This is a genomic window from Rhodohalobacter sulfatireducens, assembly GCF_022012475.1.
Lineage (GTDB): Bacteria > Bacteroidota > Rhodothermia > Balneolales > Balneolaceae > Rhodohalobacter > Rhodohalobacter sulfatireducens.
On sequence record NZ_JAKLWS010000029.1, the window covers coordinates 42,800 to 57,047 of the forward strand.

Annotated in this window: 12 protein-coding genes; 8 read left to right on the top strand and 4 right to left on the bottom strand. The window is 41.0% G+C overall.

Features of this window, described 5'->3' with window-relative positions; genetic code table 11:
* The first annotated feature begins 135 nt into the window (after positions 1–135).
* The 4 genes from L6773_RS16945 (at position 136) to L6773_RS16960 (ending at position 5,232) form a co-directional block, all read left to right on the top strand.
* Positions 136–2,718: a M14 family zinc carboxypeptidase gene (locus L6773_RS16945; RefSeq protein WP_237855652.1), complete on the top strand. Its 2,583-nt coding sequence runs from the start codon at positions 136–138 to the stop codon at positions 2,716–2,718.
* Between the two features lie 236 nt (positions 2,719–2,954).
* Positions 2,955–3,371, top strand: a complete 417-nt coding sequence (locus L6773_RS16950; RefSeq protein ID WP_237855653.1) for a VOC family protein — start codon at positions 2,955–2,957, stop codon at positions 3,369–3,371.
* A gap of 572 nt (positions 3,372–3,943) precedes the next feature.
* Complete coding sequence (locus L6773_RS16955; protein WP_237855654.1) at positions 3,944–4,351, top strand: VOC family protein; 408 nt, start codon at positions 3,944–3,946, stop codon at positions 4,349–4,351.
* Between the two features lie 107 nt (positions 4,352–4,458).
* Complete coding sequence (locus tag L6773_RS16960) at positions 4,459–5,232, top strand: sulfotransferase (RefSeq protein ID WP_237855655.1); 774 nt, start codon at positions 4,459–4,461, stop codon at positions 5,230–5,232.
* 52 nt (positions 5,233–5,284) lie between these two features.
* Here the strand turns inward: L6773_RS16960 and L6773_RS16965 are convergent, their stop codons facing one another.
* On the bottom strand, positions 5,285–5,683 hold the full coding sequence (locus tag L6773_RS16965) for a MarR family winged helix-turn-helix transcriptional regulator (protein WP_237855656.1): 399 nt from the start codon (positions 5,681–5,683) through the stop codon (positions 5,285–5,287).
* Between the two features lie 290 nt (positions 5,684–5,973).
* Here L6773_RS16965 and L6773_RS16970 point away from each other — a divergent pair, with 290 nt between their 5' ends.
* Both L6773_RS16970 and L6773_RS16975 read left to right on the top strand, forming a co-directional pair.
* A complete protein-coding gene (locus L6773_RS16970; RefSeq protein ID WP_237855657.1) occupies positions 5,974–6,741 on the top strand; it encodes a segregation and condensation protein A in 768 nt (255 codons plus the stop codon).
* Positions 6,738–8,423 carry a M20/M25/M40 family metallo-hydrolase gene (locus L6773_RS16975; protein ID WP_237855659.1) on the top strand — a complete coding sequence of 562 codons (1,686 nt, stop codon included), beginning with the start codon at positions 6,738–6,740 and terminating at the stop codon, positions 8,421–8,423. The genes L6773_RS16970 and L6773_RS16975 overlap by 4 nt, the downstream gene beginning before the upstream one ends.
* Positions 8,424–8,432: 9 nt before the next feature.
* On the opposite strand, the gene L6773_RS16980 is transcribed toward L6773_RS16975, so the two are convergent.
* Entirely contained in the window at positions 8,433–9,164 is a 732-nt protein-coding gene (locus L6773_RS16980; RefSeq protein WP_237855660.1) for a hypothetical protein, read from the bottom strand.
* 311 nt (positions 9,165–9,475) lie between these two features.
* On the opposite strand from L6773_RS16980, the gene L6773_RS16985 reads away from it, so the two are divergent.
* Positions 9,476–10,333, top strand: a complete 858-nt coding sequence (locus tag L6773_RS16985) for a P-loop NTPase family protein (protein WP_237855661.1) — start codon at positions 9,476–9,478, stop codon at positions 10,331–10,333.
* Positions 10,330–11,103 (top strand): formyltransferase family protein, encoded by a 774-nt coding sequence (locus L6773_RS16990; protein ID WP_237855662.1) that lies wholly within the window; start codon positions 10,330–10,332, stop codon positions 11,101–11,103. The genes L6773_RS16985 and L6773_RS16990 overlap by 4 nt, the downstream gene beginning before the upstream one ends.
* A 311-nt stretch (positions 11,104–11,414) precedes the next feature.
* Here L6773_RS16990 and L6773_RS16995 read toward each other — a convergent pair whose 3' ends face one another.
* Positions 11,415–12,635, bottom strand: a complete 1,221-nt coding sequence (locus tag L6773_RS16995; RefSeq protein ID WP_237855663.1) for a TolB family protein — start codon at positions 12,633–12,635, stop codon at positions 11,415–11,417.
* A 240-nt stretch (positions 12,636–12,875) separates the two neighbouring features.
* Positions 12,876–13,316, bottom strand: coding sequence for a hypothetical protein (locus L6773_RS17000; RefSeq protein WP_237855664.1), 441 nt, complete (start codon positions 13,314–13,316; stop codon positions 12,876–12,878).
* Positions 13,317–14,248: the final 932 nt, after the last annotated feature.

Here is a 14,248-nt window from a genome sequence, read left to right on the forward strand (position 1 = left end):
AAAGTGAAATGTTTTATCTTTTAAAGTATGTTTAGCTCAAATTATTTAAATCAATTCCGTATTCGGTTTGAAAGATTTGAATCGAATTGGTTACTATAACTGTGTTTAATTAAAGCCTAGAAGAATTCTTTACCCATGAAAAACAGATTCATATCCCTGCTCCTTTTGCTCATTATTCCATTCACCGGTTATTCACAGGCAGACCTGGATTACTACCTTCCTGATGATGTAGAGCTTGACCCGACGATCCCGACCCCGGAGGAAGTGATTGGTCACCAGGTCGGTGAGTGGCATGTAACCCACGATAAACTTGTAAGTTATATGTATGCCATTGCAGAGGCGTCTGATCGTGTGACAATTGAAGAGTATGCAAAGTCATATGAAGACCGGCCTCTTTTGATATTAACAATCACTTCGCCCGGAAATCATGCTCAAATTGACGAGATTAAGGAGAATCAACTGGCATTAACCGAGCCGGATCAATCCGGCGATGTGGACATTGAAAACCAGCCGGTGGTTGTAAATATCGGGAACAGCATTCACGGCAATGAGCCAAGCGGATCGAATTCGTCATTGCTTACTGCATACTATTTTGCCGCCGCCCAGGGGGAAAGAGTTGAAGAGATTCTAGACGATGCGGTACTTTTGCTTGATCCATCATTCAACCCAGACGGCCTGAACAGATTTGCAACATGGGTAAACATGCACAAGAGCATTACAACTACAACCGATCCCGCCGACCGCGAATACAACGAGCGATGGCCAAGCGGTCGAACTAATCACTACTGGTTTGATTTGAACCGTGACTGGATGCCTGTTCAGCACCCTGAAAGCCGCGGGCGAATTGCCAAGTTCCACGAATGGAGGCCCAATATTTTAACGGACCATCACGAAATGGGATCGAACTCCACGTTTTTTTTCCAGCCCGGCATTCCATCACGAACACATCCTCTTACGCCGCAAATCAACCAGGACTTGACCGGGCAGATCGCTGAATTTCATGCTGAAGCGCTGGACGAGATCCAGAGCCTCTACTACTCCGAAGAATCCTTTGATGATTTTTACTATGGAAAAGGATCCACTTACCCCGACCTGTTTGGGACCATCGGGATTTTGTTTGAGCAGGCCAGTTCCCGGGGCCATGCACAGGAAACGAACCACGGAGTTCTGGAATTTCCGTTCACCATCCGCAATCAATTCACCACGGCACTTTCTACAGTGGATGCAGCCGTTGCCCTCCGAACAGACCTGCATGAATATCGAAGAGATTATTACCGTGATGTTCGAGAAGAAGCATCCAGTGCCGATGCCAAAGCATTTGTAATTGGTGATCCGTATGACCGGGGGAGAAACTATCACTTTGCGGATTTGTTGTCGAAACATAACGTAGATATGTACGAACTATCTGAAGATATTGAAGTGAATGGGCAAGAGTTCAGACAGGGTAGTGCCTGGGTGATTCCAACCGATCAGGCCGAATATAAATTCATTGAAGCGATGTTTGAAACCCGCACCGAATTTACAGACAGCCTTTTTTATGATGTATCCACGTGGACACTTCCTTTCGCCTTCAACCTGCCGTACGCCGAGTTGGATGACGGTGATTTTGATAACGACCTGTTAGGAAATCGGGTTGAAAATCCTGAGCTGCCCTCCGGTGAGATTATCGGCGGGGAGAGTAACTATGCTTATATATTCTCCTGGGATGAATACTACGCTCCCCGAACATTGTATCGGCTTCAAGACAAGGGAGTTCGAACAAAAGTGATTCAAAAACCGACCACAGTTGAAACACCGGACGGACCAATGGAGTTTGATTACGGATCTATTGTCGTTGCACTTGGAACACAAGATGTAGATGCCGGTGAGATTTACAGCACACTGCAAACCGCATCCGAGGAAGATGGCGTAACCATCTATAACGTTACCAGCGGCTTGAGTGTAAACGGTGTGGATCTCGGAAGTCCCAGTATTGAAACACTTGAAAAACCTGAGATTGCGATTCTCGTTGGAAGTGGAATAAGCAGTTATGATGTCGGTGAAGCCTGGCATCAATTTGATCAGCGCTACAAAATACCGATCACCATGATTGAGAAAGATGAATTCGGTTCAGCTGATCTTGACCGGTACAATACCATCATTATGTCAGACGGCGGTTATGGAGACCTCTCTGAAAACTCAATTTCCGAATTGAAGGAGTGGATTCGTAACGATGGTGTGCTGATCCTCCAGGAAGGCGCAATCGAATGGGGCATCAACCAGGATCTGGTTAATCTTACTGCAAAACAGGACAGCGGCCGCTTTGAATTCAGTGAAGATTTAAGTTATGCAGATCTGCCAAGTGCCCGTGGTGCACAGTACATTGGTGGAACAATTTTTAACGCTGCACTGGATACAACACATCCATTAGGATATGGATATAATGATGAGGAGATCTATGTTTTCCGAAGCGGAACACAATTTTATGAGCAGCCTGAAAACCATTTTTCCGTCCCCGTTTCCCTGACTGAAGATCCACTCGCCAGTGGATATATTTCTGATTTCAACCTTGAATTGATCAGAAATACGCCATCAATTGTGGTTGACAGCCACGGTGGAGGTCGCATCATCAGCTTTGTAGATAATCCAAACTTCAGGGCGTTCTGGTTTGGACAGAATAAATTGTTTGCAAATGCCATTTTCTTCGGCCGAACGATTTACTGGGCATCAACAAATTAATGTGATTTAAACGGCGGATTATTAAGATTGAAAATTGTGTAGATCTATGAAGACAATTTCCAATCTTTTCTATTGCCATTTGCTTCAGCTGAGGGTAATGAATTGAAATACTGTCAAGATTATATTGATAAAACCAAATCTGTAAAATGTATTCATACTCTTGATGTTGTTAAAAAATCCGATTTAATCTCGCTTTTGAAAGGAGACTTTCAATCTTAACCCATAACCCCACTACAATGGCAAAAGTCACCGGAATTGGAGGAATCTTCTTCAAAAGCAAAAACCCCGAAAAAATCAGAGACTGGTATTCTGAGAAACTTGGTTTAAATACCGACAAGTACGGCACCAACTTTGAGTGGAGAAAATCACAAAATCCTGATCAAAAAGGATTTACGGTTTGGGGGCCTTTCTCTGATACCACTGAATATTTCAAGCCGTCTGAAAAGGAGTATATGATTAACCTTCGGGTTGATAATCTGCGTGAACTGCTTGACCAACTGAAAGATCAGGATGTTGAAATTGTGGGTGAAATTGATGAGTATGAGTACGGTTTATTCGCTCATATCATCGACCCCGAAGGAACCAAAATTGAACTTTGGGAACCATTTGACGAGGAGTACGATAAGATTGTGGAGGCACGGGTAAAGTCTTGATTATAAATGATTTGATTCAGTATGCTTCTTACCCATCTTTAATGACGAGTATTTTTTCGCTGAAAAAGATACTCTTTCCATTTACACTTGGACCCGGATCTATTACCGTTGGCTTCAGCCAACGGTGAGTCCAAGATTATAAATTGGGCTTTAGCCCTCATTTCTCGTGAACCGGATTTACGCTCATTACCCTCATTCATACAATGTGGCTAAAGCCACAACTTTGTTGTTTATTTAGTAGCCGTCAGCTGAAGCAGACGGTAATAAATATACTCACTCATCTTTTCTCCGACTCTGTTGGAAAATCTTTTGCTAAAATATTTATTAAAGTGATTTACAGTTCCACAAATCGCTAAACACGTACAAAACTAATGGTATTAGATACGATTATGATGTCCAGAGACTTTGGATGCCAGCTCGCATCTCACTATAATTATTTCAACAATCGTGTCCAAAAATTGAGAATTATACTCCTATCTTTTAGATCATATTATGATTTCTGCAAGAGCAAAACATTCTCAAAATTCTTTTGAATCGTTGGGAGATTTCGTAAAGATCAAAATATTTGAACCATGAAAATATCAGGAATTCTTGAAACCTGTTTATATGCTGAAGATTTAGAGAAAGCTAAATCGTTTTACTCAGCACTACCGGGTATTGAATTTCTATCGGAAGAGCCGGGCCGACATATTTTTTTCCGTTGTGCCGGAAGTATGCTTTTGATATTCAATCCGAATCACACATCAAAAGAACAAACAGAGGTCGAAGATCAACCTATTCCTCTTCACGGCAGTCACGGGGATGGGCATATCGCATTTTCTATTGATGAAAGTAACCTGGATAAATGGAAACAGTTCCTGATTGACAATCAGATCCCAATCGAATCGGAAGTTACCTGGCCGAATGGCTCAGTTTCGATTTATTTTCGTGATCCTTCCGGGAATAGTTTGGAGTTAGTAAGTCCTAACATTTGGGGTTAAAATATTTGACAGACTGATAGATAAATATTTGGGACTTAACAATTATCAAATTACGAAGTCACTGCTTTATTCTTGAACCTTTATTGAAATAGAACCCAAAACAGACGATGCTTTTCTCAAGTAATTTATATAAAGCCGCAAAAAGTAAAATTCCTCTCTCTGTAAAAGAATATCTGAAAGGGACTTACTATAGATTTAAAATTTTTAATGAAAAGCGAATATTTTGTATCTCTTTTCAAAAAACGGGTACCACTTCGGTCGGAAATTTCTTTGAACATTTTGGATACCCGACGGGTCGATGGCATCATGCGTTAAAGAATCAATGGGAAATAAGTTGGTATGAAGGAGACTTTGAAACTATTTTTTCATCAAAAGACTTCAAAAGAAATCAGATTTTTGAAGATTCACCGTGGTATTATCCTGAATTTTATAAATTTTTGTACCATCGGTTCCCGGGTTCAAAATTTATTCTATTCTATCGAGATGAAGATGACTGGTTTAGGTCAATGGTCGCTCATGGAAAAGGCATGTCTACAAATAGAATTACGAAAATGCATGCAAAAGTATACAGGCGTGAAAATGAATTTTACAAGCGAGCTGATAAAGATCCTGAATTTAACACATTTGAAGTTGATCCGGAACGAATGATGATTATAAAAGATATGGAGGACCATTATAAATCGATATATGTTAGAAGAAATAGGGAGGTCATTGAATTTTTTGAACGTAATGATCGGAACGCTCTTTTTGTCTGCAATTTATATGATGACAGGAAATGGCAAAATCTTGGAGAGTTTATTGGAATTGATGTCCCCGAAGATTTTGATTTACATGTCAATAAAACGCAGAGAACCAAAAATGAGATTCAAGCAGATAATTAAATTAGCCTAACCGAATTTGCGTATTGATAAGAAGATGTTCAAATTTATCGCTCTACTTTTGTTTTAAAAGGGCCGTTCCGTGAATCAAAAGCCCTTTTGTTGTATGTACAAATTTATTGCCGAGAATTGCTTCCAAGTCACTTACTGCATTATCAAAAGCTCTTTTGAGAGTTGGTAACTCATCCTCGCCTTTTTTGCTGAGCGTGATCACTGCCGTTCTTCCAACCTTTTTCTTTTGAATGAGTCCCTTTTTTACGAGCTTATTCACAAATCTGGTAATGGTAGAAGGAGCGAGCTTCATCTCTTCAGCCAGGTCATTTTGCGAAAGCTCATCCTGATCGTATAAAATTAAGAGCAGCTCCACGTACGATGTTGCCAGATCGTACTCTTCAAAATATGAATCGAAATGGCGAGTAATTTCCCGGCTGAATAAATTGGCTGCTGAGTGCATAATGTTCTCCTTTTATTGTATATACAAATTAATTTGTACAAATATTCTTTATGATCAAAACAGAAATCACTTAATGCATTCAAAAAATCACGGAATAAATATCTATGCAGGTTAATATTAATTTTTTTAATACTACCATGGGTAATTAGGATGGACCGGATCGGGTTTTGTTGCAAAAAAATTTCTCTAAAGGTTCAGTTGCAGATTTCATTCAACTGCATTTCATTGAATGAGTTGTCATTTCGTTTTGAGTGTGTGAATTACGATCTTCAGTCTAATCATTTATTATCATGTACAGAGTTCAGTTAAAAAATTTCGAAGGCCCTCTAGATCTGCTCCTCTTTTTTATTAAAAGGGATGAGCTGAATATTTACGATATCCCCATCTCTCACATCACGCATGAATTTCTCGTGTATATTCGGCTAATGGAAGAGCTTGACCTCGATGTTGCCAGTGAATTCATCTACATGGCAAGTATGCTGATGTCGATCAAAGCGCGAATGATGCTTCCGTTTGAAGGCGATGAAGAAGAGGAAATTGATGAAGATGACCCTCGTTACGAACTGGTTCAAAAACTCCTGGAGTATAAGCGCTACAAAGAGATGGCGGAGAAGATGACCATCATCGATGAAGAGACCCAAAAGAAGTATTATCGCGGCTATCCTGAAGCGGATGAGGTTGAAAAACAGGCCACAGGCGAAGCGCTGAAAGACGTCACACTGTTTGACCTGATGGGGGCCTTCCGAAAAGTTCTGGCAGACATTAAAAGACAGAACACCTATCACAAAGTTGAAAGAGTCAGTTATACCGTTGAAGAACAGACTGAATATATTTTGCAAACACTACAGGAAAAGGGACGGCGTTCTTTTCTTGATATCTGTAAAGAACTGAGAAACAAATCTGTTGTTGTGGTAACATTCCTGGCAGTTCTCGAGATGTTAAAAGAACAACAAATAAACTTATTTATAGAAAACGAGGATCCTATCCAGTTTTATATCGACCTGAAACCGGTTGATGAAATTATTGGAACGGGCAGTAATGTTGAACAATCATCATGAAGTATCTATTCCTATCGCTATCCATTCTCATAGCAATCCCAACAATTATAAACGCTCAGAGCTACTCAACAGATTCAGATGAGCTCTATCGGTATTCTGAAACAATCACGGTTGATTTTTTGAAAAAACACCTGAGCTTTTTGGCAAGCGACAGTCTTGGTGGACGCGATACCGGCACACCGGGCCTGAAGAAAGCAGCCGACTATCTTGTGGATTTTTATGAATCAACAGGTCTGCAGCCAAAAGGGGTAGACGGTACGTACTTTCAGCCATTCGGACTAAATGCCACTGTTACAGACAGCCTCGTTTATAAAACGTATCGAACAGAGGGTGCCGATACATTATTGGTAAACCACAGTACGAAATCGACAGGCGGCAATACTGAATTTGTACGGGGCACCGGCGGAGCGGGCCCCATTGCAGGTGATATTGTATTTGGAGGATTCGGAGTGGATGATTCATTAAACAGTGTTAGAAACCTGGAAGGAGATTCGATTGCAGGGAAATGGGTGTTAATCTTTGAGGAGATTCCTCATGTTGTTGATGATGATACTCTTGTGAACCCTAATTACGATTCCAGAGATCGTCTGATCACACTCATTCGGAATTATGGTGCCAGCGGTATTTTGTTGATTCCAGGTCAATCCCAAACCAAATTTCAGGATAGGGCAGAGATGAGTTCGCAAACCATCAGCGTACCCGGTAATCTTTCCCTCGCCTATCGGAGTAATGGCCGGTCCCCTTACACTCCGCCTTATGCCTATACATATATCAGCCCTGATTTTGCGGCCGAAATATTAGATGTCGACGGAGAGCAAGGGTTGGAAGAACTACGCCAAAATACCATTGAAAATTTACAGTATTTTCGATCTCAAAAAACCTCTTACTACCTGGACTACAATCCCTACGAAGGGCAAAAAATAGTTGAAACCAACAATGTGGTGGCTTATTTCGAGGGAGCTGATCCAATTCTGAAGGATGAGGTGGTTGTGATTATGGGGCATTACGATCACGTAGGAATGGGCTCACCCGACGAAACAGGTGATTACATTTATAACGGTGCCGACGACAACGGCAGCGGAACCGCAGGATTGATGGCGATTGCCAATGCATTTCAAAACGCTGCGGAAGATGGATTCAAACCGAAGCGGAGTATCCTCTTTTTGCATGTTTCGGCTGAGGAATCCGGGTTACTGGGGTCGCGATACTATTCCGATCATCCGACAATTCCGATTGAGCAGACGGTTGCCGCACTCAATACAGATATGATCAGCCGAAGTGATCCAGATCATATTGAAGATGGAAATACTGATTACGTATACCTGATTGGAGGTGATCTGATTTCCTCTCAACTGGATAGCCTTGTGATGGATGCAAACAGCAACAGTGTGAACATGACATTAGACCGGGGATATAACGACCTGAATGATCCGACTCAAATATACCGGCGTAGTGATCACTGGAACTTTGGCCGATTACGAGTCCCATTCGTCTTTTTCTTTACAGGTATTCACGAAGATTATCATCAGCCCGGCGATGAAATTCACGATGTTGATTTCGAAAAATACCCAAGGGTGGTTCGATTGATCTACAACTCAGCTGTAAACATTGCCAATTTCGAGGGCCGTCCCCAGGTGGATAACGAAGAGTTTATTGAAATTACGAGCGAACAAGCAAGATAACTCTTTTACTTAGTCAACCGGAACCCAAGCCAGGCCTCCATTTGCGGTTCCGAGCCCCGTATTACCGATTTTTGTAGCACTCCCAGTTTCAGGATTAATACTGAATACTGCGTCTGGGTCACCAATCCGGCCCACCGCAAAAAGCACTCCCAGTTCTGGTACAAATGCTAAACCGGCATCTGCCCACAATCCATCGGTATCCCCAATCTCGCTCCACTCCCATTCATTTTTTGGTAGTTTAGTATCGAGCCGGTAGAGACCTCTTCTGAATTCAGTCTGTTGTTCACTCCCGCGAGCCAAACCATACAACATTTGTGATTCAGGATCATAAGCCAAACCTTCAATATCCGGCTGGTTTGGAGGGCTCAGTATTGTCTCGATCGTTTCACCTGATTCGGGCGATCGAATGCGCAAAAAGCCATTCGAACTGGCATAAAATATTTTTTCTTCAGGATTGTAGGTAAGTCCTTCAGTATAAGCCTGGCCAGATGGATCTCCAATTAATGTAGCTCCGCTCCCGTCTCTCTGAACCTCATACAATGCATATTCACTTGCACCATACAGTGGCTCATTGGCACCTTTTGCCGCCAAGCCGCCGCTATTTCCAACTGGAGTTTCGCCCGCCCCAACTCTGACTGCTTTGCCGGCAGATGGATCCAGTAAATAGAGTCCGTTGGCATCATTACCCAAGCTTAAAAACAATCCATTTGTCTGATCTGTTGTCTCTTCCTGCTCTTCCATTTCTGATGCCGTACTGTTTCCATCTCAACAAGCAGAAAAAAGAAGAAACATCGAACAAAACAAACTAACGGTTCCTGTTATTTTCTTTAACAATTGTCTGAAATTCTTCGGATGAGCTGAATTATTCTGTTGTTTTAGGTTGATCAATTTCATTCGATAGTCCTGTCTATATTGGGAAGAGTTTATTTGAAGTTGGGTGAAAGCCATTAATTTTGCTTTCATTCTGTTATGCAACAGAATTCATTCGAAAAGATCATCCCATCTTGCTAAATTCTTTCCATTTATGAATAAAATTTTAAAGCAACAGTTCATTGTGTAATCAATCTGATAAAGCAATCCCGTTTCCGCTTGATGATGTAAAAATCAACCAGGTTGATCAGATCCCGGAAATTGAAGATCCTCTCTATTCCAACAACTGGATGAGCATCAGTCCAGTTGAATTTTCGATGACGGTGGAAAATGTCGGAAGTTTTTATGCCGGTGGTGGCAATCGAATTGAATATTCTCCAGACAAAAAAGCTGATGAAGCCTCTCTTGAGCTTTATATGAATGGATCAATCTACGGGGCAATACTTCATCAGCGGCAGATTCTACCACTGCATGGCAGTTCCTTTATTTTTAATCACTCCGGGGTGATGTTTTGTGGAGATTCCGGGGCGGGTAAATCATCCCTGACCACCTCTTTTTGTTTAAACGGCGCCGGTTTTTTAACGGATGACGTTACTCCAATTCTGTTCAAAGAAGAGAAACCGCATATCTGGCCGAAGTCGGGAAAAATTAAATTGTGGGACGACAGCCTTCAGCAGCTTAGCAGAGAAAAACAGGATTTGACGAAAATTCGTCCCGAGGATGAAAAATATTACCTGGAGATCGAATCAAACCGAGAAGAAGCATATCCTCTTCATACAATTCTTATTCTGCAGGTTACCGAAGATGATGAGGTTTCTTTTGAGAAGGTTCAAAAAGTGGAAGCTTTCTCCTACCTGCACCAGGAAATTTACCGGAGGGAGTACCTTTTTGCCATGCCGGATGCCGAATCAGACTATCTAAAGAAAATTAGTGCTATCTGTAATGAAATTTCAATTTTCCGGGTTAACAGGCCTATCTCGATTCAGATTGATGAAATGCGAAAAATTGTAAGTAAAAAAGTCATTACTGGTAATTTATGAGCCGCTCGAATAAAAACTTAAAAGTCGTTGTTTTTACCGGCTCAAGTTCGCATTCCCACATGGTCGTCAATTATCTTAATGAAGTAGTTGACCTATTCGATATTCGAATAAAGAATGATTATCAAAACATGAACGAAAACCGTTACAAGAGGTATGGCTTTGTAAAAGCGGTGGGACAAAAACTGTTCATAAAATTTAAAAAATACTTAAAACGTCGTACTCAAGGCCGGATTGATGAAATTATCAACGAATTTAATCTAAATGTTTCGACTACGACTCCGGACTTGTGGATCTCGAATATTCACGATAAAAATCTTCCAAAAATCATCAATTTACAACAGCCCGATATAGTTGTTTTAAATTGTGTAAGTATTATACCACAATATCTGATGGATGCAGTAGATGCTCCTTTCATAAATATGCATGGAGGCATTACGCCATTATATCGAGGTGTTTTCGGTGGCTATTGGGCTTTGCGTGATGGAAACAAGCACCTTATTGGTTCAACCATTCATAAAGTTGATGCAGGTATTGACACAGGGGCTATTTTAAAACATATCTATTTTTCAGTAACTCCAGCTGATAATTTCTGTTCCTATAATGCGTTACATTTGGCTTACGCATTAAAAGGGTTGCAGGAAGTATTTGATTACTACACCGAACATCAACAATTACCGGATCCTATTGAGACAGATATGCCCTCTAAACTCAGAAGCCATCCAACGATTTATGGGTATTTATTTTACAGGGTATTTAAAGGAATTAAGTGAGATAGGACGATAATGGACTCCTATATTTTTGGTGAGAATCCTGATTTTATATATTTTAATCGATAGTCATTAAAATAAAGATCTCTCAAAATGAAAAATCAAGAAAAAAATAAGCCCGTCTGGAAAAAACCAACAATTACTACTTTATCTATCAAAAGCGGTACGGAGCAGATTAAACTGTTCAAAAGTCACGTATCGAAAAGCTAAAGTCTTTTCATTGATATATACTGAGTTACAGTCAGAAAAATGTTCTGATGCTGGATACATATGATCAATCCGTAAAGCCTAACCCAGCAAAATTAAAATAGGATTTACTCCTCCAATTGAGACCAATCCGGGAAATAGGATGAACTTTCGTTGTCAGCCGTAATATTTCTCAAACCGGATCCATCTGCATTGATTACGAACACGTCATAAAAATTCAGATCTTCATCCCTGTTTGAATCAAATACAAGCCGACTGCCATCGGGAGACCAAGCCGGGAAGCGGTGTGTAACCTGGTTATCTTTTAAGTCAGTAAGACAATTCGGGTTTGAACCATCTGCATCAGCCACACAAATCTCCCAGGATATTTCGGATTCAAGGTTACTGCGAAATGCAATTTTACTGCCATCCGGCGACCACGATGGATTCATAAAAGAAACTTCATCATCCTGAAGCAACACCGACCGTCCTGTTCCATCTATACCTATCGTACTGATATATCCTGGAATTCCGGTCTCAAAAACATGAAATGCTATTGTATTGCCATTCGGCGACCAATCCGGCCACCACTCACCTGTTGGAGTATTGGTGACATTGGTTTTTCCGCTTCCGTCCGCATTCATGATAAAAATATCTCCCTCACCCCCTTGAACATATGAATGATAGGCAATTTGAGATCCATCGGGTGACCAACTGGGAAACTCATGAAACCGCTGGGCATCGTTTGTTAAATTCTCGAGGTTTTCTCCGTCTGCATTTACCACCCAAATTTGTGATGTTGTAAACCCACCTCCTTCGGAAACAAACAGAATTTTTGTGCCATCCGGGGAGATCGCAATTTTCCAGTAATCGCCTACCCCAAAATCTGTTATCTGGGTTATGTTCTCTCCATCCGGATCCGATTTATAAAGGTTTGCTGCTCCGTTCTCAAACCTGGTGAATACGATTTTATTCCTGAGAATACCAATGCAGTTAAGTTCAAAAGTAACACTCAGCGTTTCACTTCCGGTAATTTCAACAGATTGCGGATTCTCGCTGCTCATTGTACAGTGATCTGCGATATCTGAAAGCTCAACACTATACATTCCCGGCTCCAGATTATTGAACGTTCCCGTGTCATTGGCGTCCACATTTTTTGCACCGTTGCCCTGCACAGTCACCCTAAATGCAGGTGGATTGTCGTCTCCCCCGGTGGTTACAATTTGTACTTCCACCGAGCCCAAATCCGGGTCAGCATTCGTTGAACTATCACCGCATGAAATCATTAACCCGGCCGGAATCAATATCAATAACGATATTGTAAAATAGTGTTGGATTCTTAGTCTCACACTTGTGCGGAACTTCATTCGATTCATCATAAAGAGTGTATTTGTTTGATATCCTGGTAAGAATTTTTGAGTGTCTCTGTTAATAGATGCAACAACAGATCAGCAATCGGCTCATCTTTCTTAAATTAATTCAGACTTGAAACGGGTTGGTCAAACATAGTCTCAACGAACCTTTGTTACTCATAGGGGTAATCAGAAACTTCACAATACTTCCTGAGGCGAGTTTGCCTTAATGACCGTTTATTGATTTACTTTTACTTCCAGGCTGGTATAATTATTTTTCGATTCTTCCAGTTGATTCATGAAAAAATCGACGGCTTCATTTTTCTCTGATTCATTGACACCGAGATAGTATCGGATAGAGCCGATGCGCACTTGATATTTAAGTTGCCCATCTTCCTTGGCAAGCTCGTCTGGCGTTCTCACTACAGTGTTTCCCCTTGTTCCATCTTCACGAATAACGGTTAATTCATAAGAAGAAGCATCGGATTGTGGACTGAAATATGCCCTGAAGCCTCCATTGGTTACATTATACGTTCCGTCTGCATTCTCAACAACCGGTACGAACTTTTCAAAGCCGACTTCAAACAGTTTATTGTCTCCTGAACCGGAATCACTGGGGCACCCGGGTAAGAAGATCAATAAAAAAATGGAGAGGAATAACTTGGATACTACTTTCATAAGAATCTGATACTTTTTATTAGACGTTGATGATTTTTTCCCGGCTGTGCTGCCAGTCTCTTATTCCATCATGCAACATCTGTCTTCAGAAAAGCTCAGCTCTTTTTAAAAATATTTATCTCTCTCTTGATGTAAGTAGGTGATTCTCTTGTTTCTTTTTTAGAATTACCGCCTGCATTCGGTGGATTCAGCGGTTCACCATTTTGCTTCGTCTATCGGCTTAGGGTACAAACGAGACGCTTGCACCCTCCAAATTGAAGGAAGGAAACGCAGGATGCTTCTTATCCCCATTCAAATACTTTATACATGGCTGAATTTAACTCAGCTCTATTAAGATATATCTGCTGCCTCAGGTACCTCTTGCTCTGTACCACTCTTGATTGAAAGAGTTGAAATTTTGGGTGTTATCCAAGGTTTGATTGATTGATTTTTCTCTTCCATAGTCAATTGATTCTTAAAAAGACGTTTTTGTTGTAGTTTTTTAATTGTGATTTAATCACAAACTATTAGTTATTATATGCATAAGAATAAAAACCTTCTGTTAGAATTTTCTGAAAGTTTTCAACTCATGGAAAATGAGATTTATGTTTCTTAAATGGTCAAAAAACTGTGGTATTTCATGAGGCCTGCTTGTCAAAATTCGGCGGATCTTTCGGGCCGGTTTGGTTTGTGTCCCGGCTGATGGACAGGGTTTTATAGACATTGTATTTTTTGGTGACATCGCGGAATTTTTTTCTTCACGGACAAATCAACCATCTCTGTACTGATTAGCGGTGAGAAAAATACAATGTCTTGCGAGACCAAGAAATGACCTGACAGCCTAACAAAGGATGTTGGTTCCTGTCAGCGTCTTCATGAAAGTCCACGCTGTCAGGACCTGCGGACGCTGACAGGTGGCCTTAGAAAGAAGTTCATTGCCGGCACGAAAAATA

Coding starts and splice junctions, on each gene's coding strand:
- L6773_RS16945 (WP_237855652.1), top strand. CDS start 136: ATGAAAAACAGATTCATATCCCTGCTCCTTTTGCTCATTATTCCATTC.
- L6773_RS16950 (WP_237855653.1), top strand. CDS start 2,955: ATGGCAAAAGTCACCGGAATTGGAGGAATCTTCTTCAAAAGCAAAAAC.
- L6773_RS16955 (WP_237855654.1), top strand. CDS start 3,944: ATGAAAATATCAGGAATTCTTGAAACCTGTTTATATGCTGAAGATTTA.
- L6773_RS16960 (WP_237855655.1), top strand. CDS start 4,459: ATGCTTTTCTCAAGTAATTTATATAAAGCCGCAAAAAGTAAAATTCCT.
- L6773_RS16965 (WP_237855656.1), bottom strand. CDS start 5,683: ATGCACTCAGCAGCCAATTTATTCAGCCGGGAAATTACTCGCCATTTC.
- L6773_RS16970 (WP_237855657.1), top strand. CDS start 5,974: ATGTACAGAGTTCAGTTAAAAAATTTCGAAGGCCCTCTAGATCTGCTC.
- L6773_RS16975 (WP_237855659.1), top strand. CDS start 6,738: ATGAAGTATCTATTCCTATCGCTATCCATTCTCATAGCAATCCCAACA.
- L6773_RS16980 (WP_237855660.1), bottom strand. CDS start 9,164: ATGGAAGAGCAGGAAGAGACAACAGATCAGACAAATGGATTGTTTTTA.
- L6773_RS16990 (WP_237855662.1), top strand. CDS start 10,330: ATGAGCCGCTCGAATAAAAACTTAAAAGTCGTTGTTTTTACCGGCTCA.
- L6773_RS17000 (WP_237855664.1), bottom strand. CDS start 13,316: ATGAAAGTAGTATCCAAGTTATTCCTCTCCATTTTTTTATTGATCTTC.